Origin of the sequence: Microbacterium sp. Be9 (assembly GCF_011754135.1) — a bacterium.
Taxonomy (GTDB): domain Bacteria; phylum Actinomycetota; class Actinomycetes; order Actinomycetales; family Microbacteriaceae; genus Microbacterium; species Microbacterium maritypicum_A.
Map to the genome: position 1 here is coordinate 379,889 of NZ_WNWT01000004.1, position 22,181 is coordinate 402,069.

A 22,181-nucleotide genomic window follows, 5' to 3' on the forward strand; every position below is an offset into this window, starting at 1 on the left:
GTGTCGGCTTCGCTGGGGGATTTGGTCAATACAACCACGCCCCACCTGTGCGCATGCCCGGTTTGCGGCGTGTTTCGCTCAGCGCGTACGCGACGCCCGTCGAGTGGCCCTCCGCGGGGAGTGTCTGCGGAGCCGGAACGACTCGCGAGATTAGACTCGGAGATTGTGAATGCCGAGTACTCCGCCCATCATCTCCAGGTGCTTGAAGGCCTCGAGGCCGTCCGCAAGCGCCCAGGGATGTACATCGGGTCGAACGGGTCGCCCGGACTCATGCACTGCCTCTGGGAGATCATCGACAACTCCGTCGACGAGGCGGTGGCCGGCAACGGCACGAAGATCGACATCATCCTCCATGCCGACGGCAGTGTCGAGGTCCACGACCGTGGCCGCGGCATCCCGGTGGACGTCGAACCGCGCACCGGTCTGACCGGCGTCGAGGTGGTCTATACCAAACTGCACGCCGGTGGGAAGTTCGGCGGCGGGTCGTACGCGGCATCCGGTGGTCTGCATGGTGTCGGCGCCTCCGTGGTGAATGCGCTCTCCGAGCGCCTGGACGTCGAGGTCGATCGCGGCGGCAAGACCTACGCCATGTCGTTCCATCGTGGCGAACCGGGGGTCTTCGCAGACTCCGGAGAGAAGCGTCCCGACGCGCCGTTCACTCCCTTCCAGGAGAAGAGCGAGCTCCGCGTCATCGGCAAGGCGCCCCGCGGCGTGACCGGTACGCGGGTTCGCTACTGGGCCGATCGGCAGATCTTCACCAAGGACGCGGCCTTCCAGCTCTCCGAGCTCGAGACCCGCGCCCGACAGACGGCGTTCCTCGTCCCGGGCCTCGAGATCGAGGTCGCCGACAAGCGGACGAATCGTCCGGATGCTCCCGAGCTCGGCTCCGAGGATGCGGATGCCACCGGGACGGTGACGTCCTACCTCTATGAGGGCGGGATCTCGGAGTTCGTCGACTACCTCGCGGTCGATCCGCCGGTGACCGACAACTGGCGCATCCAGGGGGAGGGGACGTTCAAGGAGACCGTTCCCGTTCTGCAGGCCGACGGGCACATGGTCGCCACCGAGGTGGAGCGCGTGTGCGCCGTTGACATCGCGCTGCGGTGGGGCACCGGTTATGACACGCGCGTGCGGTCGTTCGTCAACATCATCGCGACGCCCAAGGGCGGAACCCATCAGCAGGGCTTCGAGCAAGAACTCCTCAAGGTTCTCCGTACCCAGGTCGAGCAGAACGCGCGTCGTCTCAAGGTCGGCAACGACAAGCTCGAGAAGGACGACGTCCTCGCGGGCCTCACAGCGGTGCTCACGGTGAACGTGCCCGAGCCGCAGTTCGAGGGGCAGACGAAGGAGATCCTCGGCACTCCGGCCGTCCGGCAGATCGTCGCCCAGGTGATCCGCAAGGACCTGGCCCAGCGATTCAGCTCGACCAAGCGCGACGACAAGAACCAGGCGTCGCAGCTGCTCGACAAGATCGTCTCGGAGATGAAGGCGCGCGTGTCGGCACGTGCGCACAAGGAGACGCAGCGCCGCAAGAACGCACTGGAGTCGTCGACCCTTCCGACGAAGCTCGTCGACTGCCGCACGAACGATGTCGAACGCAGCGAGCTCTTCATCGTCGAGGGAGACTCGGCGCTCGGCACCGCCAAGAACGCGCGCAACAGCGAGTTCCAGGCGCTGCTGCCGATTCGGGGAAAGATCCTCAACGTGCAGAAGGCGTCGGTCGGCGACATGTTGTCGAATGCGGAGTGCGCGTCGATCATCCAGGTGATCGGTGCAGGCTCCGGCCGGACCTTCGACATCGATGCGGCTCGCTACGGCAAGATCATCCTGATGAGCGATGCCGATGTCGACGGCGCCCACATCCGCACCCTCCTGCTCACCCTGTTCTTCCGCTACATGCGGCCGCTGATCGAGCACGGCCGCGTGTTCGCCGCCGTCCCGCCGCTGCACAGGATCATCGTGATGAACCCCGGCTCGAAGCCGAACGAGACGATCTACACCTACAGCGAGCAGGAGATGCACACGCTGCTGGCGAAGCTCCGCAAGGCGGGCAAGCGCTGGCACGAGCCGATCCAGCGGTACAAGGGCTTGGGTGAGATGGACGCAGAACAGCTGGCGAACACCACGATGGACCGTTCAGGACGGCTGCTGCGTCGCGTGCGCATGGAGGATGCGGAGGCCGCGGGCCGCGTGTTCGAGCTCCTGATGGGCAACGAGGTCGCCCCGCGCCGCGAGTTCATCATCGACTCCTCCGACCGGCTGTCGCGCGAGTCGATCGACGCCTGAGCCCCGGAGACACGGAAGAAGCCGGCACGGGTCATCCCATGCCGGCTTCTTCGCTGCAGGCGGTCACCCCGCCTGCGGAGCACTCAGACCAGGGTGCGGCCGATGCTGCCGATCACGCCTTCTACGGGCTGTCCGGAGGCATCGCGACGTGCGCCGGTCTCGGGAAGCTTGCGCACGGCACCGGTCGGATCGACCGCCAGCGGTGGCTGGGGCCCGACCCACGCGACCGTGAGGCGATCCTCACCCTTCAGGAATGCGTGCGCGCGCACGCCGCCCGTGGCGCGACCCTTGGCCGGGTACTCGGTGAACGACGAGACCTTCGCGCGCCCCGGCTCCGTGCCGGGAAGTGCGCTGTCGCCTCCGGAGACGGTGGCGACGACCGACTCGGTGGCGGGATCGACGACACCGAAGAAGAGGACCGATGCCCCGGAGCTGAGCTTGACGCCGGCCATGCCGCCGGCCGGCGCTCCCTGCGGGCGCACGGCGGAGGCCGAGAAGTGCAGCAGTTGCGCGTCGGTCGTGACGAACACCAGTTCGGCGTCGTCCGGCGCCTCGGCCGCGCCCACCACCGTGTCGCCCTGCTTCAGGCCGATGACCTCGAGGTCGGGCCGCACGGGAAGCGCTGACGGGACGATGCGCTTGACCGTACCCTGGGCGGTGCCGATGGCGATCGGCGTATCGCTGTCGAACCGCACGAAACCGAGAACCCGCTCGCCCTTCGTCGTGATCCCGAGGTAGTCGCGCAACGGCGTGCCGGCAGCGAGCTGAACCGAGGTGGCAGGCACGGAAGGCAGGTCGACGGGGGAGAAGCGGACGACGCGTCCGAGGTTCGTGAGCGCTCCGAGCTCGGCCCTGACCGTGGTCTCGACCGTGGTCAGGATCGCGTCGTGCTTGCTACGACGTGCCGGGGAAGTGAGCTCCTGCCCTTCGCCGAGGTCGACTCGGACCGTGCGCCCGGTGGTCGAGAGGATGAGCACCGTGGGGGCGTCGGCGATCTGCAGGTCGACCGCGCCCTTGGTGGCGCGGGGCTTGGGCGGTGCGGCGTTCATGAGCAGCGTGCGCCGGGGCGTGCCGTACGCGTCGGCCGCGGCATCGAGTTCCTTCGCGACCGCGGCGCGCAGCAGCACAGGGCTCCCCAGCAGCTCGCGGAGGGCGGCGATCTCGGCCAGCAACGCGTCTCGTTCGGTCTCGAGCTCGATGCGGGAGAACTTCGTCAGACGGCGCAGACGCAGCTCGAGGATGTACTCCGCCTGCAGCTCGCTCAGATCGAAGACCGAGCGCAGGCGGGTGCGGGCCTGCTCCGAGTCGTCGGATGAGCGGATGACCTGGATGACCTCGTCGATGTCGAGGATCGCGATGAGCAGCCCCTCGACGAGGTGCAGACGCTCCTCGCGCCGCTTCAGGCGGTAGCGGCTGCGCCGGGTGATGACCTCGAGGCGGTGGCCCACGTAGACGCTCAGCATCTCCTTGAGCCCGAGCGTGCGCGGCTGGCCTTCGACCAGAGCGACGTTGTTGATGCTGAACGAGTCTTCCAGCGGCGTCAGACGGTAGAGCTGCTCGAGGACGGCGTTCGGGTCGAAGCCCGTCTTGATGCCGATCGCGACGCGGAGTCCGTGGTTGCGGTCGGTCAGGTCGGTGACGTCGCTGATGCCCTGCAGCTTCTTCGACTGCACGGCGTCGCGGATCTTCTCCAGCAGACGCTCGGGGCCGACCATGTACGGCAGCTCCGACACGATGATGCCGGTGCGTCGAGGGCCGAGGGGCTCGATCGAGGTCTTCCCTCGGACCTTGAGCGCGCCGCGTCCGTTCGTGTAGGCGTCTTTGACCCCGTCCAGTCCCATCAGGATCCCGCCCGACGGGAAGTCCGGACCGGGAACGAACTCCATCAGGTCCTCGGTGGTCGCGTCCGGGTTCTCCAGGAGATGCGTGGCGGCCGCGACGACCTCGATCAGGTTGTGCGGCGCCATGTTGGTTGCCATGCCGACCGCGATGCCGCTCGCTCCGTTGACCAGGAGGTTCGGGAAAGCAGCGGGCAGGACAGCCGGCTGTTGGAACTGGCCGTCGTAGTTCGGGATGAAATCGACGACGTCCTCGTCGAGGTTCTCGGTGAGCGCGAGGGCGGCGGCGGCGAGCCGTGCCTCCGTGTATCGAGCCGCGGCCGGACCGTCGTCGAGGGAGCCGAAGTTGCCGTGTCCGTCGACCAGAGGGACGCGCAGCGCCCACTCCTGCGCGAGGCGCACCAGCGCGTCGTAGATCGCGGAGTCGCCGTGGGGGTGGAGCTTTCCCATGACCTCGCCGACCACGCGGGCGCTCTTGACATGACCGCGGTCGGGGCGAAGGCCCATCTCGGCCATCTGGTACAGGATGCGGCGTTGCACCGGCTTCAGACCATCGCGCGCATCGGGGAGCGCGCGCGAGTAGATCACCGAGTATGCGTACTCGAGGAACGAGCCCTGCATCTCGGTGGAGAGGTCGATGTCCTGGATGCGCTCCTCGACAGGCTCGGGCGGCGGGGTTTTCGGCATGGACTTCCTGAGGGCATACGGGAGCCTGTGTCAGACTGGCTCGGATGTCTTTCATGCTACCGTCCGCGTCGCCGAGTGCCCGGAGTGTCGTCGGGGTGGCGGACGACCTGCTCGCCGCCCTCCGCGGCGAATCGGCGCTGTTGCCGCGCGCAGACTCGGTCGTGCTCGTCGTGATCGACGGGCTCGGAGCGATCAGTCTGCGGGCACACGCCGGTCACGCACGTGCGTTGACGGCGGGGATGGCGAAGAAGGACGTCGCGCAGTCGGTCTTCCCCTCCACCACCGCGGCGGCGCTGACCAGCATCGTCACCGGTGTCTGGCCGGGGGAGCACGGCCTCGTCGGCTACCGAGTGCTCGATCCGATCCGCGACGTGCTCGTCAACCAGCTCAGCGGCTGGGAGACCGACGGGATCGACCCGTATACGTGGCAGGCGGCTCCCACGATCTTCGAGCGCGCCGGTGGTGTCGGCCACGAGAGTTTCGCCGTGGGGTTCGCCGGATACGCGCACAGCGGCTTCACCAAAGCCACTCTCCGAGGTGCCGAGTTCGTCGCAGCCACCACAGCGGCGTCGCGTATCGAAGCCGCCTATGCGCTCACTCAGTCCCATCCGGGATCGCTGGTCTACTGCTACCTTCCAGAGGTCGACAAGGCCGGCCACAAGTACGGCATCGCCTCGTCCGAATGGGTCGCGGCGCTCGAGGACGTCGATGCCGCTCTTTCCGCACGGGTGCCCCCGGGCGTCGGGGTCGTGGTCACGTCGGATCATGGGATGGTCGATGTGGCGCCGAACCGACAGATCGTGCTCGAAGCGGACCACCTCGAAGGCGTCCGACACGTAGGTGGTGAACCGCGGATGCTGCACGCGTATCTGGAGCCCGATGCGGATGGCGTCTCGCTGGTATCGCGCTGGCGTGCGGATCTCGAGGGGGTCGCCGATGTCGTCACCCGCGAGGAGGCCGTGCGTGCGGGCCTCTTCGGACCCACGGTCTCCGAGGCAGCCTCGCCTCGGATCGGTGACGTGCTCGCGATCGCGCGTGGGTCGTGGGCGGTCTATGACGGCACGGCTGCGGACCAGCGCGGTCGCGGAATGGTCGGCCAGCACGGTGCACTCACACCGGAGGAGCGGCAGGTCCCCGTCGTCAGGCTCGGCGCTTTCGCTCGCTGACGACGATCGCCCGGTATGCTCTCCGGCACGACTTCCCGGCGAGCACTCTCAGGCCGGTCTCACTCGTCCGTTCGTGCGCCGAAGACGATCTCGTCCCAAGAGGGCATGGCGTTGCGACGACGTCTCCGACCTGTGGATTCGCCGGAATCCGAGTTGGTCGTCTGAGGCGCGGGCTGCGGAGACTGCGGCTCGTCGTCCGGCTGCTCCAGGACCTCGAAGAGTGAGATCGGGCTCTGATCGGCCCGATCTGCGTCCGTGGGCTCATCCAGCAGCGGCGCGGTCTCGCGCTGGCCGCGACGACGGCGGAGAGCTTCGAGAAGGTCTGCGGTCTCGGGGCTCGTCGTCTGTGATGCCGGTGCGCGTTTGATCGCCGCGTCCTGTGCGGCCGCGTCGGAACGCTCGGGAAGGGAGGGATCCTCGATCTCGGCGTCGGGAGCAGGGAGCAGACGGGGGCCGAATGCGCCGGAGTCGAAGCGGCTCTCGTCCTTGTACGGAGAGGTGATCCGTTCTGCGTCCACGGCCCGCAGGCGGGGGATGAGTCCCTCGGGCAGCGAGCCCTGGCGGGACAGCTGCGTGGCGTCCGCATTGAGCGGCGAGAGGGCGCTGCGGCGGGGATCGAAGCTCCAGCGGGCGTCGTGCTCGACGTCGTTGGCGGTGAACTCGAGCTTGATGGTCCAGCCCGAGTCCTCCTTCCAGCTCGCCCAACGCTCCGACGTCGCTTCCACCTCCGCGAGCTTGGCGCGGACGGCAACTCCGAAGGTGGGCTGCGCGTCGGGCTCGACCTCGCTGCCGATGAGAACGGGAACGGCGAGGGCCTGGCCGATGACGTGCTCGCGTTCGGCCAGGACGGGGCCTTCGAAACGGGCGACGTCGTCGACGCTGATACCCAGGAGCTCGGCAACCTCCGGAGCCGTGAGACCGGCTCGGATCTGCGCCTGGATATCACGCGGACTCGCGGCGAGCTTCTGTGCCGTCGGCTCACTCTGACGGGTGGCGCGACGGATCTCGCGCTGCAGCATGTCGTCGATGGGCAGCGCGAACCGCTCGCCCGACTCGGTCGCGAGTACGAGGACTCCTGCTTCTGTGCCGACGATGGTGACGTTTTCCATGCGAATGCCCCTCTGATGGGTGTCTCATCATGGTGTCACGCATGGGGCATCCGGGCCGGGAATACCCTGGGCGTGCCGTGAGTTTGTTCAGGCGAACGGGCGAGCATTTGCGTTATGTCGTCCGGTCGTGCAAACTATGGCCGCCGAATACCCGACGGCGCACCACCCACTCGCACCATGAAAGTGGAGATCTACCGCATGGCAACCGATTACGACGCCCCCCGAAAGAGCGAAGACGACTCCGAGTCGATCGAAGCCCTGAAGGAGCGTGTGCCGGACAAGCTCTCCGGCTCAAGCGGGGACGAAGACTCCGACAACCCGTCGAGCTTCGACCTTCCGGGTGCCGACCTCTCCGATCTCGAGCTCGACGTCGTCGTGCTGCCCGCGCAGCAGGACGAGTTCACGTGCATGAGCTGCTTCCTCGTGAAGCACCGTTCACAGCTCGACCACGAGGGCGCATCCGGGCCCATCTGCAAGGAGTGCGCTGCGTAAGCAGTCCTCCGAGCGACGTATCACGCGCCCCCGACCACTCCGGTCAGGGGCGCGCTGTCGTATGCGGGTGCCTCTCGGCTCCGCACCTCAGCTCTGCCTCTTCGTGCCGCGTCTCAGCTCTGCGCAGTGCGGATCGCCGCTGCCAGTCGATCCGGCGTGCGTGTCGAGACGGTCCACGTGTCGACGGGGTCGTCCGGGTCGAGATTCGGGACGACGACGATTCCGTCGATGCCGCCGCGGATCAGGTGCCACCCGCGCGCCGGGAGCCCGGGGCCGCGAGCCTGCCGGGCGTCGTCGCCGGTCAGGGCCACCGGCTCGCCGAGATGCTTCGTGTCGATGTGCGCGCGGCCGGCGCGCAGCACCGTGCCGATGACGGAGACGACAGGGGTGGCCGCGATGAAGCCCAGCACCAGGAGGGCCGATACGGCGGCGCCGAGGACCAGTGCGACGGTCGAGCCGATCGGCACGAAGACGAGCGACACCATGGGGCCGGCGACCGCGACGGTCACGAGCAGCCAGAGGCTCGGCGAGAGTCTTTCGCGGTAGCGGGGACGTGCGTCTGTGGCGGGGTTCTGCATTAGCCTCATGGGGTGACCGATTCCGTTGATGTCCCCATTATCGCTGCAGTGGTGCCCGGGTATGCGCATCCGGGCGATGCCGGTGCCGATCTGGTCGCGGCGGAGGCCGTGCACCTCGAGCCGGGAGAGCGTGCACTGGTGCCGACGGGCGTCAGCATCGCGCTGCCCGACGGGTACGCCGCTTTCGTGGTTCCGCGCAGCGGACTGGCCGCGAAGCACGGGATCTCGATCGTGAACTCGCCGGGGACGGTGGATGCCGGGTATCGCGGCGAGATCAAGGTGAGCCTGATCAACACGGATACCCAGAGCGCGTACGATGTGGCGGTCGGCGATCGTATCGCGCAGCTGATCATCATGCCGGTCACGCGCGCCACGTTCATCCCGGTCGACGAGCTGCCGGACAGTGTCCGCGGTGCCGGTGGGTTCGGTTCCACCGGTTACCAGGCAGCGACCCACCAGAACGAAGCAGGACAGGCCAATGACTGACAACAACGAGACCCCTTCGAAGTCGGCACCGCTGAATCGTGCCACCGACGGTCCCTTCGACGATTCCGAGGCGAACCCGGTCCGTCCCTACATCGACCTCGGCGGCATCAAGATCCTGCCGCGCGAAGGTCTGAACCTGCGCCTCGAGGTCGAGGAGCAGTCGAAGCGCATCGTGGCGGTCGGCCTCGATTACGCGGACTCCTCGCTGCAGGTGCAGCCCTTCGCCGCACCGCGCACCGGAGGACTGTGGGACGAGACCCGCGTACAGCTCCGCGACCAGGTCAAGGCGCAGGGCGGCCGCGTGGAAGAGCGCGAAGGCCCGCTGGGCAAGGAGCTCCTCGCCGAGGTCCCCGCCACGGCGGCGGAGGGATCCGGTCTGCGCCTCGCGCGCTTCATCGGCATCGACGGCCCGCGCTGGTTCCTTCGCGGCGTGATCGGCGGCGCCGGTGCCTCGGACCCCGAAGCGGCGGAGAAGGTCGAAGACCTCTTCCGGTCGATCGTGGTCGTCCGCGGCGGGTCTCCGATGCCGCCGCGCGACCTGATCCCGCTCAAGATGCCGGCGACCCCTGGTTCCGCGTGAGCACTCCCGAGCCCGACGCCGAACGGGAGAAGAGCACCTCCGAGATCCTCGGGGAGGCCCTCGGAGGAGTCGCCCGTCGTGCCGGGCTCGACCCGTCGGAGAGTGCGGCCACCCACACGGTCGTGTGGACCGCCATGGGCGGGTGGCGGGGCATCCTCGAGTCGGTGCTGCCCAGCCTCGCGTTCGTGATCATCTTCACGATCCGCCCCGAGCCGCTGATCCTCTCGCTCGGCATCTCGGTCGGTCTCGCAGCCGTCTTCACGATCGTCCGACTCGTGCAGAAGTCGCCGCCCTCGGCCGCCCTCGGCGGTCTCATCGCCGCGGTCGCCGCGGCAGCGCTGGCTCTGTGGACCGGACGCGGCGCCGACAACTTTGTCCCGGGGCTCATCACCAACGCGGTCTACGGCTCGGTCATCCTGGTGTCGGCACTGATCGGCTGGTCGCTGATCGGCCTCGCCGTCGGATTCCTGATGGGGGAGGGCACCACCTGGCGGAACGATCGCCGCAAGCGACGTGCCTACTTCTGGCTGGGGATCGCCTGGGCCGCGCTGTTCTTCACCCGGCTGGCTGTGCAGCTGCCCCTTTATCTGGCCGGTGACGTCACGGCGCTGGGCACGCTCAAACTCATCATGGGGCTGCCGCTGTTCGCCCCGCTGATCGCCGTCACGTGGCTCGTGGTCCGCGCGTTGCACCCGCGCGAGCCCGCGCGCGAGGATGCCCCCGAGGCGTGATAGATTTATCTTGACATCAAGATAAATCGCAGGCTTTCGCCGGTGAGCTGCGCGGAGCAGACTGGTTAGGTCCGCCTTGCTAGCCGCAGGGGCTCGCTGGCGAGCAAGATGGAGGCGCCTGTCGCTCCCATCCGAATAGAAGGAGACGGATTCGTGTCCACGGTGAACAGCTTCGGTGCCAAGAGCACCCTGACAGTCGGCAGCACCGACTATGAGATCTTCCGCATCGACACGGTGCCGGGTTTCGAGAAGCTTCCCTTCAGTCTCAAGGTCCTCCTGGAGAACCTGCTTCGCACCGAAGACGGCGCGAATGTGACGAAGGCGCAGATCGAGGCGCTGGGTTCGTGGGATGCCGCGGCCGAGCCGAACACCGAGATCCAGTTCACGCCGGCCCGTGTGGTCATGCAGGACTTCACCGGTGTGCCGTGCATCGTCGACCTCGCCACCATGCGCGAGGCCGTGACGGCACTCGGCGGTGACGCGAACAAGATCAACCCGCTCTCGCCCGCCGAGATGGTCATCGACCACTCCGTGATCGCCGACCTGTTCGGCTCTGAGAACGCCCTCGAGCGCAACGTCGAGATCGAGTACGAGCGCAACGGCGAGCGTTATCAGTTCCTGCGTTGGGGTCAGACCGCGTTCAGCGACTTCAAGGTCGTCCCGCCGGGAACCGGCATCGTCCACCAGGTGAACATTGAGCACCTGGCCAAGGTCATCTACGACCGCAACGTCGACGGTGTGCTCCGCGCATACCCCGACACCTGCGTCGGCACCGACTCGCACACCACCATGGTCAACGGCCTCGGCGTGCTGGGCTGGGGCGTCGGCGGCATCGAGGCCGAGGCAGCCATGCTCGGCCAGCCCGTGTCGATGCTCATCCCGCGCGTCGTGGGCTTCAAGCTCTCCGGCGAGATCCCCGCCGGCGTGACCGCGACCGACGTGGTGCTCACGATCACCGACCTGCTGCGCAAGCACGGTGTGGTCGGCAAGTTCGTCGAGTTCTACGGAGAGGGCGTCGCGTCGGTGCCGCTCGCCAACCGCGCGACCATCGGCAACATGTCGCCGGAGTTCGGCTCCACCGCCGCGATCTTCCCGATCGACGACGTGACGCTCGACTACCTGCGACTCACCGGCCGCAGCGAAGAGGCCGTCGCGCTGGTCGAAGCTTACGCCAAGGAGCAGAAGCTCTGGCACGACGCCGCGCACGAGCCCACGTTCAGCGAGTACCTCGAGCTCGACCTCGGCACCGTCGTGCCGTCGATCGCCGGCCCGAAGCGCCCGCAGGACCGCATCCTGCTCTCCGAGGCGAAGTCGCAGTTCGAGCAGGACATCCTGAGCTACGCGACGGCATCGACCTCGGACTCGATCGTCGACCTCGAATCGAAGCACTCCTTCCCGGCCTCCGACCCCGGACAGGCACCCGGCGACGAAGAGCCCACCACGCGTCCGGTGCACATCAACAGCGGCGCACCGGCTAACGCCTCGAAGCCCGTGCCGGTCACGACGCCGTCGGGGGAGAAGTACATCCTCGACAACGGTGCCGTCACCCTCGCGGCCATCACCTCGTGCACCAACACGTCGAACCCGTCGGTGATGATCGCCGCCGGCCTCGTCGCACGCAAGGCTCTCGAGAAGGGTCTGAAGCAGAAGCCGTGGGTCAAGACCACGCTCGGCCCGGGGTCGAAGGTCGTCACCGACTACTACGAGAAGTCCGGACTCGACAAGGACCTCGAGGGACTCGGCTTCTACACCGTCGGCTACGGCTGCACCATCTGCATCGGCAACTCGGGTCCGCTGATCGAAGAGGTCTCCGAAGCGATCAACTCGCACGACCTCGCCGTCACCGCGGTCCTCTCCGGAAACCGCAACTTCGAGGGTCGCATCAGCCCCGACGTGAAGATGAACTACCTCGCCAGCCCGCCGCTGGTCATCGCGTACGCGCTGGCCGGGTCGATGCACTTCGACTTCGAGAACGACGCGCTCGGCACGGGCACCGACGGCGAAGACGTCTTCCTGAAGGACATCTGGCCGACCCCGGCCGAGGTGCAGGAACTCGTCGACTCCTCGATCTCGCGCGAGCAGTTCATCAAGCAGTACGCGACGGTCTTCGACGGTGACGAGCGCTGGCGCAGCCTGCCCACTCCGGACGACGCGATCTTCCAGTGGGACGAGAACTCCACGTACGTGCGCAAGGCGCCGTACTTCGAGGGCATGACGATGGAGCTCACCCCGGTGAAGGACATCGAGGGTGCGCGCGTGATGGCGACGCTCGGCGACTCGGTCACCACCGACCACATCTCGCCCGCCGGGAACATCAAGGCCGGAACGCCCGCGGCGCAGTACCTCACGGAGCACGGCGTGGACCGCAAGGACTTCAACTCCTTCGGCTCGCGTCGCGGCAACCACGAGGTCATGATCCGCGGAACCTTCGCGAACATTCGTCTGAAGAACGCGATGGTCGCTGCCGTGAACGACGGACAGGTCGTCGAGGGTGGCTTCACCCGCGACTTCACGCAGCCCGGTGGCCCGCAGTCGTACATCTACGACGCGAGCATGAACTATCAGGAGCAGGGCACGCCCCTCGTCATCTTCGGTGGCAAGGAGTACGGCTCGGGTTCGTCGCGTGACTGGGCGGCCAAGGGCACGAGCCTGCTGGGCGTCAAGGCGGTCATCACCGAGAGCTTCGAGCGCATCCACCGCTCGAACCTGATCGGCATGGGTGTCGTCCCGCTGCAGTTCCCCGCCGGCGAGAGCTGGGAATCGCTGGGCCTCGACGGCACCGAGATCGTCTCGATCTCGGGTCTGGAAGAGCTCAACAACGGTGTCACGCCCAAGACGGTCAAGGTCACGGCCACCCCGAGCGAGAACTCGCCCGAGGGCAAGCAGCCGGTGGAGTTCGATGCTGTCGTCCGCATCGACACCCCCGGTGAAGCCGACTACTACCGCAACGGCGGCATCCTGCAGTACGTGCTGCGTTCGCTGGTCTGATCGCACGAGACGAAGGGGCTCGGGTCTGCGGACCCGGGCCCCTTCATCGTGCCGGCCCTTCCTGTCAAGGGGGTCCGATTCGCCGTGCTCTCTGAGTCCGGCGGGGTAGGATCGAGGGGCGCTCGCACCGTCGTCGGGCGCTTCTGACGGAGCCTGTGAGGAGGTGCAGATGCCCATTCTTCCGAGCATCTCTGGACCCCGTGATCTCGACGCACTCTCGACCGACCAGTTGACCGAGCTCGCTGCGGAGATCCGCACGTTCCTGGTCGAGAACGTGTCCAGGACGGGCGGCCACCTCGGCCCCAACCTCGGCGTCGTCGAACTCACGATCGCTCTCCATCGAGTTTTCTCCTCCCCGGACGACCCCTTCATCTTCGACACCGGACACCAGTCCTACGTGCACAAGCTCCTCACCGGGCGCCAGGACTTCTCGGCGCTGCGCGTGCGCGGCGGTCTCGCCGGGTACCCGCAGCGGGGCGAGAGCGCCCATGATGTGGTGGAGTCGTCGCACGCGTCCAGCTCGCTCAGCTGGGCGGACGGCATCTCCCGGGCCTTGACGGCCACCGGTCGTGCCGACCGGCACGTGGTCGCGGTCGTCGGCGACGGCGCGCTGACCGGCGGCATGACCTGGGAGGCGTTGAACAACATCTCCGATGACAACGACCGCAACCTGGTCATCGTCGTCAACGACAACGGACGCTCCTACGCGCCGACGATCGGCGGCATGTCGCGGTACCTCAACCGCGTGCGCACGGCAGCAGCCTACAAGGACCTCCACCAGCGGTCCGATCGCCTGTTCCGCGCTTTCGGTCCCGTGGGACGTGCGGTGTTCCGCGGCGTCCGAGGAGGCACGCACGGCTTCCTGTCGCGGTTCACCAACAACGAGGCGCTGTACTCCAACCTCGACATCAAGTACCTCGGTCCGGTCGACGGCCACGATCTTCCCGCGCTCCTCGAGACTCTGGAGTTGGCGAAGTCGTACGGTGCGCCCGTCATCGTCCACACCATCACCGAGAAGGGCCGTGGCTACCAGCCGGCCCGCGACGACGAAGCCGATCAGTTCCACGCCGTCGGCAAGATCGACCCCACGACCGGGGAGACCCTGTCGTCCGGTGGGCGTGGGTGGACCGATGTGTTCTCCGACGCGTTGGTGGCCGTCGGCGAGCAGCGCGACGATGTGATCGCGATGACGGCTGCGATGCTGCGCCCCACCGGCCTCGCGCCGTTCGCCGAACGCTTCCCCGATCGCGTCTATGACGTGGGCATCGCAGAACAGCACGCGGTGGCGTCAGCGGCTGGTCTGGCCTACGGGGGCTTGCACCCCGTCGTCGCCCTGTACGCCACGTTCATGGGACGCGCCTTCGACCAGGTGCTGATGGACGTGGCTCTGCACCGTGCCGGAGTCACCTTCGTCCTCGATCGAGCGGGCGTCACCGGTCCCGACGGTCCCAGCCACCACGGCATGTGGGATCTCGCGATGCTGCAGATCGTCCCGCACATCCGCATCGCCGCGCCGCGTGATGGGGCGCGGCTGACGGAGGCCCTCGGTGAGGCCGTCGACGTCGAAGACGCTCCGACGGTCATCCGCTTCCCGAAGGGCGAGGTCGCCGCCGATCTTCCCGCGATCGAACGTCTGAGCGACGGCGTCGATGTGCTCGCCCGCGGCGAATCCGAAGACGTCCTGATCGTCGCCATCGGACCATTCGCCGAACTCGCTCTCGATGTCGCGGACCGCCTTCGAGCGCAGGGGATCGGCGCGACGGTCATCGACCCGCGCTGGGCTATTCCGGTGCAGCCGTCGATCGTGGAACTCGCCGCCCATCACCGCCTCGTGATCACCCTCGAAGACGGGATCCGGGTCGGAGGCATCGGCACCCGTGTACGTCAGGTCCTTCGCGAGGCGGGCATCGACACCGCGGTGGATGAGCTGGGTCTTCCCGACGAGTTCATCGACCACGCATCGCGTGATCAGATCCTCGTCGACGCCGGCCTCACAGCGCCGAAGATCGCACAGGACATCGTGTCGCAGGTGCTCGGGACGCGAATCCCGAAGGCGCGTGACGCGGGAGAGACAGGAACCATCGATCTTCCGCTGCACGAACGGCACTGACGCTCGCTCCGACCCTTCGGAACGCCCTGCGCGCAGGCGTCAGTTCAGAGCGTGCAACGCGGCGACGGCCTGTGCTCCGCGATCGACGTCTCGGAGTGCGGTCGACAGCAGGTAACCGTCGGTGAGGGCGTCGCCGGTGACCATGACCCGCACCAGCTCGACGCCGCAGGCGCGACGCACCTCCGCGGCGCTGGCCGCGATCACTCGGGTGTTGATCTCGTCGTTGTGCGGCAGCTCGGCTCCCTCGAGCCCACGGATCACGTCTCTCAGCGCGGCGCCGACGATGTTCGAGGCTCGCTCCTTGACGTTCACGACGTCGAGCTCGAACACCCGAAGATCGCTTCCCGTCGGTATCGGACGCCACTCGAACGAGGCATGCACGCGGTGCTGGTGTCCGCTCGCGCCGCTCATCTCTCGCGCGGGCAGATCGGTCGCGCGGCAACGGACGTCGATGAGCTTGTACCAGTAGAACAGCGGGAATGCTCCGTGCGAGCCCGGGTCCAGAACGACGACTTCTCCGACGGCCCCGCCGCGGTTCCACGGACGACGCTGCGGGCGGTTGCGGATGATCGGCTTGCCGTTGCGCGTCCGGATCGCCGCCCACCCCTCGTCGACGGTGACGATGAAGAGCTTGAGGAGGGCGGGGAGGACCAGAAGCGTGGTGAGGATCGCCGTTCCGGTCTTCAGCAGACCCGACATCCCCTTGCCGCCCAGCATCGTGAAGAGCATGTCCATGTCACCACTGTGCAGGGTCGCCGGGGTCCGGGGTGCCTTCGGGACGGGTCGGGCGGGGGAGTTCATGCGCTGTTCCGCGCACGTTACCCGCGGCGCTGTGCGCTGGATACGCACCGCTCAGGATTCGCCGCGGCGGGCCAGGATTCGCCGCGGCGGGTCAGGCGAGGTCGGCGAGAGTGCGGGCGACGACGTTCTCGACCGCCGCGTGGCAGCGTGCGCGATCGGCATCCACGAGTCCGACACGGGTGCGCCTGTCGAGGACGTCATCGACGGTCATCGCGCCCTCCGTGCGAACGGCGAACTCGACCTCCGCGGCGGTCAAGCCCGTGGCGTCGTCGAGCACGTCATCCGAGGCGGGCACCGACCGATCGACGAGGCGCAACGACGCCGTGCGGCTCGGCCCCGACTGCAGTCCGCGGGTGCGTCCCGCAAGGTCCACGGCATCCTCGGCCATCCGGCGGTAGGTGGTGAGCTTTCCCCCGAGCACCGTGACGAATCCGGCGGTGGATACCGTCACCAGATGCCGGCGAGAGATATCGGCGGTGGAGTCGGTCCCGCTGTCGACCAGCGGACGCAGGCCGGCGAACGCGCCCCGCACCCGATCGCGGCCGAGGGGAGCAGCGATCACGCGATTGAGGTTCTGCAGCAGGAAATCGATCTCCGGCTCCGTCGGTTGGGCGACACGCGGCACGGCACCGGGGGAGTCTTCGTCGGTGAGGCCGACGATCACGCGGCCGAAGGCCTGCGGCAGCGCGAAGACGTAGCGACTGATCGATCCCTCGTGCGGGATGGTGAGCGCGGCCGACGGCGAACCCAGGTCGGCGGCGGCGAGGACGATGTGCGTCCCTCGGCTCGGGCGCACGTGGATCGTCTGATCGAGCGCACCGGCCCAGACGCCGGTCGCGTTGATGACGGCGCGGGCTCTGACCTCGAACCGCTCGCCCGTGGACGTCTCCTCGACCGATGCGCCGTCTTCCCGCAACACGACCGCGCGGGCGCGGGTGAGGATGCGAGCGCCAAGAGATGCCGCCGTGCGGGCGACGGTCGCCACGAGCCGCGCGTCGTCGACCAGCTGGCCGTCGAAGGACAGCATTCCGCCGCGGAGGCCGTGAGGGTCGAGCGCAGGCACCAGGCGGGTGGCGGAGCGCGCGGACACGAGAGCGGGGGCAGGCAGCGTCGTACGGGTGGTGTGCGCGCGCATGCGGAGCAGATCTCCCAGCCCCATCCCGACGGCGCCCGCAGTGCGCTGGCGGAGCGTGACTCCGCGGGAGAAGGGCAGGAGCTGTCCGAGCGGGCGGATCAGATGCGGGGCGATCGTGGTCATCAGGAGATGTCGCTCGTGTGCGCTCTCTCGCGCGGTCGCGATGTCACCGGTCGCGAGGTAGCGCAGGCCGCCGTGCACGAGCTTCGAGCTGAATCGGCTGGTCCCGAAGGCGAGATCCTCGGCTTCTATCAGCGTCACACGAAGCCCGCGCGAGACGGCGTCCAGAGCGACACCCACGCCCGTGATACCGCCCCCGACGACGAGGACGTCGACCGTCTCGTCGGCTGCGCGTGCGAGTTCGATCCTCCGTCGCGCGACGTTGAGCGCGGATGACTCCCGGGTCATGGGCGGAGCAGCCCGTCGAGTGCGGCCCGCAGTTCGCGCTCCCACGCGTTCTCCGAGATGAGGTCTGCCACGGTGCCGTGGGAGAGGACCGCGGACTGTGCGATGAGCAGCAGCATGACCGCGATCTCCTGCGGTGGTCCCGATCTGACCGAGCCGTCGGCCTGTGCGGTGCCGATCGCCGTGGCGAGCCAGTCGAGGATCAAGCGCTGACTCGATCCCACCCGCTGCAGCGTGTAGCGGGTGAAGGCTTCGGGTTCATCGGCGAGCAGACGCCCGTAGAGGGTGTCATTGCGGAAGAGCGTCGTGAAATGGAGGACGTCGTCGACGAGGACCGTCCGGGTGCGCGCTTCCGCGGGGAAGGTGCCCAGGATGCCGTCGACGCGCCGCAGCAGCGCGGCGCGGACGACATCATCGGCATCGCTCCAGTTGCGGTAGATCGTGGGGCGACTGAGATCGGCGCGACGGGCGAGCTCGGCGATGGTGACGCCGTGCACGCCGCGACGCTCGATCAGCGCGTCGGCCGCGTCGAGGATCCGCGTCTGTGTCGCATCCCATTGTGGTTGACGTTCTTCCATGATGTGTCACACTGTAACGCATGGGCCAAGACAGTGGCAGGGTCGATGCGGACCCGTCGATGAGATGGAACGGCTGGGGTGATCCGGCCAAGGCGAAGGACCTGCCCCTGGCGGTGCGCGCGCTGCTGCCGATGCTGCTGGGGCGAGTGCGCAAGCCCGGACCGGCGATCGAGCTCGGGCACGTGCAGCTCGATCCGCCGCGCTTGACCGCTGAGGATCATGCGGCATTCAGCGCCGCGCTCGGCCCGACGAACATCGATGATGCCGCCGAGGCACGCATCCGCCACGCAGGTGGGCGTTCGACACCCGACCTCCTCCGTCGTCGCGAGGTGCGTCAGGAGGCGCCGGATGCCGTCCTCCGTCCTGCCGATCACGACGAGGTGCGCGCGTGCCTCGACATCGCGGTCGCGCGAGGGATCGCGGTGATCCCCTTCGGGGGCGGCACTAGTGTCGTCGGCGCACTGGACCCCGACCGGGGCGCGCATCACGCGGTCGTGAGCCTCGACCTGCGACGTCTCAGCGGTCTGATCCGGCTGGATGAGTTCAGCGGCGAAGCCCTGTTCGCGGCGGGGACGACAGGCCCGGAGGCGGAAGCAGCGCTGTCCGCGCACGGCTTCGAACTCGGCCACTTCCCTCAGAGCTTCCGCTACGCCACGATCGGCGGATTCGCGGCGGCCCGGTCTTCGGGACAGAACTCGGCGGGCAACGGGCGCTTCGACACGATGGTGACCGGGATCAGAGTGGCGACGCCGACCGGCGACATCGAGCTCGGGCGCTCGCCCGGTTCCGCCGCAGGGCCAGACCTGATCAGGGTGTTCCTCGGCTCCGAGGGCATCTTCGGCGTGATCACCGAGGTACGGGTGCGGGTGCATCGGATCCCGCGCGACCGCGTGTTCGAATCCTGGTCCTTCCCCGACTTCACCAGCGGCGCCGAGGGGCTGCGGCGGGTCGCGCAGCAGGGCGACGGCCCCACCGTCATCCGGCTCTCCGACGAAGCGGAGACGGCGGTGAGTCTCGCGCAGGTCGGCAAGATCGGCAGGGCTCTCGCGAAGGGCGCCAGCGTGGTGACCGTGTACGAAGGTGACGGTATCGCCGAGCGGCGTGCCCGCGCCAGCATCCAGCTCGCTGCGGCCGGCGGAGTCTCGGCAGGTGAAGGGGCAGCGGAGGACTGGCTGAAAGGTCGGTTCGACGGCCCCTACCTGCGGGATTCGCTGCTCGACGCCGGTGTCTTCTGCGAGACGCTCGAGACCGCGACCACATGGTCGAACCTGCAGACACTGCGTTCGGCGGTCGACTCTGCACTCAAAGACGGCTTCGCCGACGCCGGGGCGAAGTCGTACATCATGTGCCACGTCTCCCACATCTACCCGACCGGGGCTTCCCTGTACTTCACCGTGCTCGCCGGCATCCGTTCGGACCCGCTCGGTGTGTGGGAAGTCGTGAAGGCGCGCGTCAACGATGCGATCGTCGCGTCGGGGGGGACCATCAGCCATCACCACGCGGTCGGCAGGGATCATGCGCCCTGGCTCCGTGCGGAGATCGGCGAGACGGGCGTCCGTATCCTCCGTGCGATCAAGCGCGAACTCGATCCGTCGGGCATCCTCAACCCGGGTGCTGTGATCCCCATCGAGCGGACGCTCTGACATGGCCGAGCACATCGCCGTGCTCGCGAATCCGTTCTCCGGCAAAGGGCGGGGCGGGCGAGCGGCGGAAGCTGCTGTTCTGCATCTTCGTGATCGTGGTGTCGAGGTGCGGGCCTATGCGGGAGGATCCGCAGAAGACACCGCACGGCTCGCGGTCGCGGCCGTGGCAGACGATCCGCGAGCGCTGGTCGTCGTCGGTGGTGATGGCACACTGTCCGGTGTGCTCGACACGGTATGTGCGGCATCGGTCCCCGTGGTGCTGGTCGCGGCCGGGACCGGGAACGACCTCGCCCGCGCTCTCGGACTCCCACGCAGGGACGCACGGGCTGCCGCCGAACTCGCTCTCACGGGCGTGCCCCGGTCGATCGACGTCGGCGTGGTCCGCACCGGGAAGGGCAGCAGGAAATTCCTGACCATCGCGGCGCTGGGTTTCGACGCGAAGGTCAGCGATCGCACCAACCGGCTCCGCTGGCCGCACGGTGCGCCTCGCTATTACCTCGCCCTGCTGATCGAACTCGTGCGGCTGCGTCCCATGGAGTTCACCCTCGCCATCGATGGCGAGCCGCCGAGAAGCGAGCCGGGTACGCTGATCGCGGCCGGCAGCACCTCCAGCTACGGCGGCGGGATGCCGATCTGCGCCGGGGCCGTCCCCGACGACGGGCTCCTCGACATCGTCCATGTCGCCCCGTTGGGCCGGCTGCGCCTGCTTCGTCTCTTCCCCCTGCTGCTCCGCGGGACGCATCTCGCGCGCGACGAGGTGGCGCATCGTCGTGCACGGTCCGTCACGGTGTCGGCCACCGGCCTGGTGGTCTATGCCGACGGCGAGCGGATCGGCGAGGATGAGTGCACCATCGCGGTGCTGCCGGGCGCGCTCACGATGATGGTGCCGAAGGGGAGCGATGACTGAGTTCGACGAGGATGTCGTGGTCGTGGGTTCCGGATTCGGAGGTTCCGTGGCCGCTCTGCGACTTGCGGAGAAGGGCTACCGCGTCCGCGTCTACGAGGCGGGTCGCCGCTTCGAGGACGATGACTTCGCGAAGACCAACTGGAACGTCCGCCGGTACCTGTGGGCACCAGTGCTCGGCTGTTACGGTGTGCAGCGCATCCACCGACTGCCGCACGTGATGATTCTGGCGGGCGCCGGGGTGGGTGGCGGATCACTCAACTACGCGAACACGCTGTACCAGCCGGGGGCGGCCTTCTTCGCGGACCCCCAGTGGCAGGGCATCGCGGACTGGGAGTCCGAGTTGGCACCCCACTATGCCACGGCGAAGCGGATGCTCGGCGTCGTGGAGCGCTACCCGCACACGGGTCCGGTGGAGCGGATCATGGCCGGCGCCGCGGACGACCTCGGCGTCGGTGCGACGTTCCGCCACGCGCCCGTCGGGGTCTGGTTCGGGAAGCCGGGGGAGCGCACGCCGGATCCGTTCTTCGGCGGTGAGGGCCCTGATCGCACCGGTTGCACCCTCTGCGGCAACTGCATGGTGGGCTGCCGCGTCGGCGCGAAGAACACGCTCATGAAGAACTACCTGGCTCTCGCGGAGCGCCGAGGGGTCGCGATCGAGGCGCTGCGAACGGTGAGCGAGGTGCGGGAGCTCCCCGGGGGTGGGTTCGCGGTGACGACGCAGCGCAGCGGAGCCTGGTTCCGGCATGAGCGGAGAACCGTGACCGCCCGGCAGGTGGTGCTGGCCGCCGGCACCTGGGGTACGCAGCAGCTGCTGCACCGTATGAAGGCGTCCGGGGCGCTGCCGCAGGTCTCCGACGCCGTGGGGCAGCTGACCCGAACCAACTCCGAGGCGCTGGACGGCGCGGTCGCCACGAGCGTCCCGGAATCGCTCGAGCTCGCCCGGGGCGTCGCGATCACGACCTCGTTCCACATAGACGATCGCACGCACGTCGAGAACGTCCGCTACGGTCCGGGATCGAACCTGATGGGCGCGCTCGCGACCGTCATCGTCCCCGGCGGTCGGCCGCTCGGGGTGCGGCTGCGCCGTCTGGTCGCGCAGGTGCTCCGCTCACCGGTGAGACAGTGGCGGCTCGGGAGTCTCCGCCGTTGGAGCGAGCGTGGAATCATCGCGCTGGTGATGCAGACGGCGGACAATTCGCTCACCCTCTCGCTGCGCCGCCGCTTCGGTCGCCTCGTGATGACGAGTGCGCAGGGACACGGGGAGCCGAACCCGAGCTATCTGCCCCAAGCCCATACGGCTGCTGCGGCGATCGCCGCGCGGGTCGAGGCGGACGGCGGGGTGTCTGCGGCCGCACGCGGATCCGGGCCGGAGGTGTTCGGCATCCCGCTCACGGCGCACTTCCTCGGCGGTGCGGTGATCTCGGCGTCGCCCGCGGAAGGGGTCGTCGACACATATCACCGGGTCTGGGGACACCCCGGCCTGCACGTCGTCGACGGGGCTGCCGTTCCCGCGAATCCCGGCGTGAACCCCTCGCTCACGATCACCGCGCTGGCCGAACGGGCGCTGTCGTACTGGCCTCGACGTGGTGACGAAGACCCCCGACCGGCTCAGCCCGCGAGCTGAGTCTCGGCGATCGGGGCCTGCGGCGCAGGGGCATCAT

The 22,181-nt window shown here is 68.2% G+C and carries 17 protein-coding genes; 11 read left to right on the plus strand and 6 right to left on the minus strand.

Features of this window, described 5'->3' with window-relative positions:
• Positions 1-162: 162 nt before the first annotated feature.
• Positions 163-2,286 (plus strand): DNA topoisomerase IV subunit B, encoded by a 2,124-nt coding sequence (locus GLO27_RS06045; RefSeq protein WP_036331100.1) that lies wholly within the window; start codon positions 163-165, stop codon positions 2,284-2,286.
• An 83-nt stretch (positions 2,287-2,369) separates the two neighbouring features.
• Here GLO27_RS06045 and GLO27_RS06050 read toward each other — a convergent pair whose 3' ends face one another.
• Complete coding sequence (locus tag GLO27_RS06050; protein ID WP_021200687.1) at positions 2,370-4,811, minus strand: DNA topoisomerase IV subunit A; 2,442 nt, start codon at positions 4,809-4,811, stop codon at positions 2,370-2,372.
• A 44-nt stretch (positions 4,812-4,855) separates the two neighbouring features.
• On the opposite strand from GLO27_RS06050, the gene GLO27_RS06055 reads away from it, so the two are divergent.
• Positions 4,856-5,977, plus strand: coding sequence for a nucleotide pyrophosphatase/phosphodiesterase family protein (locus tag GLO27_RS06055; RefSeq protein ID WP_167254035.1), 1,122 nt, complete (start codon positions 4,856-4,858; stop codon positions 5,975-5,977).
• A gap of 59 nt (positions 5,978-6,036) precedes the next feature.
• On the opposite strand, the gene sepH is transcribed toward GLO27_RS06055, so the two are convergent.
• On the minus strand, positions 6,037-7,086 hold the full coding sequence (gene sepH, locus GLO27_RS06060; RefSeq protein WP_021200685.1) for a septation protein SepH: 1,050 nt from the start codon (positions 7,084-7,086) through the stop codon (positions 6,037-6,039).
• A 198-nt stretch (positions 7,087-7,284) separates the two neighbouring features.
• Between sepH and GLO27_RS06065 the strand changes: the two genes are divergently transcribed.
• A complete protein-coding gene (locus GLO27_RS06065; RefSeq protein ID WP_029259298.1) occupies positions 7,285-7,578 on the plus strand; it encodes a DUF4193 domain-containing protein in 294 nt (97 codons plus the stop codon).
• 113 nt (positions 7,579-7,691) lie between these two features.
• Here the strand turns inward: GLO27_RS06065 and GLO27_RS06070 are convergent, their stop codons facing one another.
• Complete coding sequence (locus GLO27_RS06070; protein WP_167254736.1) at positions 7,692-8,156, minus strand: DUF3093 domain-containing protein; 465 nt, start codon at positions 8,154-8,156, stop codon at positions 7,692-7,694.
• 12 nt (positions 8,157-8,168) lie between these two features.
• Between GLO27_RS06070 and dut the strand changes: the two genes are divergently transcribed.
• The 5 genes from dut (at position 8,169) to dxs (ending at position 15,051) form a co-directional block, all read left to right on the plus strand.
• Complete coding sequence (dut, locus tag GLO27_RS06075) at positions 8,169-8,642, plus strand: dUTP diphosphatase (RefSeq protein ID WP_046398983.1); 474 nt, start codon at positions 8,169-8,171, stop codon at positions 8,640-8,642.
• On the plus strand, positions 8,635-9,222 hold the full coding sequence (locus GLO27_RS06080) for a DUF3710 domain-containing protein (RefSeq protein ID WP_021200682.1): 588 nt from the start codon (positions 8,635-8,637) through the stop codon (positions 9,220-9,222). The genes dut and GLO27_RS06080 overlap by 8 nt, the downstream gene beginning before the upstream one ends.
• Positions 9,219-9,953 carry a DUF3159 domain-containing protein gene (locus GLO27_RS06085; protein ID WP_021200681.1) on the plus strand — a complete coding sequence of 245 codons (735 nt, stop codon included), beginning with the start codon at positions 9,219-9,221 and terminating at the stop codon, positions 9,951-9,953. The genes GLO27_RS06080 and GLO27_RS06085 overlap by 4 nt, the downstream gene beginning before the upstream one ends.
• Positions 9,954-10,106: 153 nt before the next feature.
• Entirely contained in the window at positions 10,107-12,941 is a 2,835-nt protein-coding gene (locus GLO27_RS06090; RefSeq protein ID WP_167254037.1) for an aconitate hydratase, read from the plus strand.
• Positions 12,942-13,110: 169 nt separating this feature from the next.
• Positions 13,111-15,051 (plus strand): 1-deoxy-D-xylulose-5-phosphate synthase, encoded by a 1,941-nt coding sequence (dxs, locus tag GLO27_RS06095; protein ID WP_021200679.1) that lies wholly within the window; start codon positions 13,111-13,113, stop codon positions 15,049-15,051.
• Between the two features lie 39 nt (positions 15,052-15,090).
• On the opposite strand, the gene GLO27_RS06100 is transcribed toward dxs, so the two are convergent.
• The 3 genes from GLO27_RS06100 to GLO27_RS06110 form a co-directional block, all read right to left on the minus strand.
• Positions 15,091-15,786, minus strand: a complete 696-nt coding sequence (locus tag GLO27_RS06100; protein WP_167254039.1) for an SPFH domain-containing protein — start codon at positions 15,784-15,786, stop codon at positions 15,091-15,093.
• 157 nt (positions 15,787-15,943) lie between these two features.
• Positions 15,944-17,395: a glycerol-3-phosphate dehydrogenase/oxidase gene (locus GLO27_RS06105; RefSeq protein ID WP_167254041.1), complete on the minus strand. Its 1,452-nt coding sequence runs from the start codon at positions 17,393-17,395 to the stop codon at positions 15,944-15,946.
• The gene (locus GLO27_RS06110) at positions 17,392-17,970 is read right to left on the minus strand and encodes a TetR/AcrR family transcriptional regulator (RefSeq protein WP_029265312.1); all 579 of its coding nucleotides are present in this window, start codon (positions 17,968-17,970) and stop codon (positions 17,392-17,394) included. Before GLO27_RS06110 ends, GLO27_RS06105 begins: the two co-directional genes overlap by 4 nt.
• Before the next feature lie 20 nt (positions 17,971-17,990).
• Here GLO27_RS06110 and GLO27_RS06115 point away from each other — a divergent pair, with 20 nt between their 5' ends.
• The 3 genes from GLO27_RS06115 to GLO27_RS06125 are packed head-to-tail and all read left to right on the plus strand — an operon-like array spanning position 17,991 to position 22,144.
• Positions 17,991-19,613 (plus strand): FAD-binding oxidoreductase, encoded by a 1,623-nt coding sequence (locus GLO27_RS06115; protein WP_235045239.1) that lies wholly within the window; start codon positions 17,991-17,993, stop codon positions 19,611-19,613.
• A 1-nt stretch (position 19,614) separates the two neighbouring features.
• Positions 19,615-20,520, plus strand: coding sequence for a YegS/Rv2252/BmrU family lipid kinase (locus tag GLO27_RS06120; protein WP_167254043.1), 906 nt, complete (start codon positions 19,615-19,617; stop codon positions 20,518-20,520).
• Positions 20,513-22,144: a GMC family oxidoreductase gene (locus GLO27_RS06125; protein WP_167254045.1), complete on the plus strand. Its 1,632-nt coding sequence runs from the start codon at positions 20,513-20,515 to the stop codon at positions 22,142-22,144. The genes GLO27_RS06120 and GLO27_RS06125 overlap by 8 nt, the downstream gene beginning before the upstream one ends.
• Positions 22,145-22,181: the final 37 nt, after the last annotated feature.

What these genes read in the sequence shown, in the direction of transcription:
- GLO27_RS06050 (WP_021200687.1), bottom strand. Translation starts at nt 4,811, where the DNA reads ATGCCGAAAACCCCGCCGCCCGAGCCTGTCGAGGAGCGCATCCAGGAC.
- GLO27_RS06055 (WP_167254035.1), top strand. Translation starts at nt 4,856, where the DNA reads ATGTCTTTCATGCTACCGTCCGCGTCGCCGAGTGCCCGGAGTGTCGTC.
- sepH (WP_021200685.1), bottom strand. Translation starts at nt 7,086, where the DNA reads ATGGAAAACGTCACCATCGTCGGCACAGAAGCAGGAGTCCTCGTACTC.
- GLO27_RS06065 (WP_029259298.1), top strand. Translation starts at nt 7,285, where the DNA reads ATGGCAACCGATTACGACGCCCCCCGAAAGAGCGAAGACGACTCCGAG.
- GLO27_RS06070 (WP_167254736.1), bottom strand. Translation starts at nt 8,156, where the DNA reads ATGCAGAACCCCGCCACAGACGCACGTCCCCGCTACCGCGAAAGACTC.
- GLO27_RS06080 (WP_021200682.1), top strand. Translation starts at nt 8,635, where the DNA reads ATGACTGACAACAACGAGACCCCTTCGAAGTCGGCACCGCTGAATCGT.
- dxs (WP_021200679.1), top strand. Translation starts at nt 13,111, where the DNA reads ATGCCCATTCTTCCGAGCATCTCTGGACCCCGTGATCTCGACGCACTC.
- GLO27_RS06100 (WP_167254039.1), bottom strand. Translation starts at nt 15,786, where the DNA reads ATGGACATGCTCTTCACGATGCTGGGCGGCAAGGGGATGTCGGGTCTG.
- GLO27_RS06105 (WP_167254041.1), bottom strand. Translation starts at nt 17,395, where the DNA reads ATGACCCGGGAGTCATCCGCGCTCAACGTCGCGCGACGGAGGATCGAA.
- GLO27_RS06110 (WP_029265312.1), bottom strand. Translation starts at nt 17,970, where the DNA reads ATGGAAGAACGTCAACCACAATGGGATGCGACACAGACGCGGATCCTC.
- GLO27_RS06115 (WP_235045239.1), top strand. Translation starts at nt 17,991, where the DNA reads ATGGGCCAAGACAGTGGCAGGGTCGATGCGGACCCGTCGATGAGATGG.
- GLO27_RS06120 (WP_167254043.1), top strand. Translation starts at nt 19,615, where the DNA reads ATGGCCGAGCACATCGCCGTGCTCGCGAATCCGTTCTCCGGCAAAGGG.
- GLO27_RS06125 (WP_167254045.1), top strand. Translation starts at nt 20,513, where the DNA reads ATGACTGAGTTCGACGAGGATGTCGTGGTCGTGGGTTCCGGATTCGGA.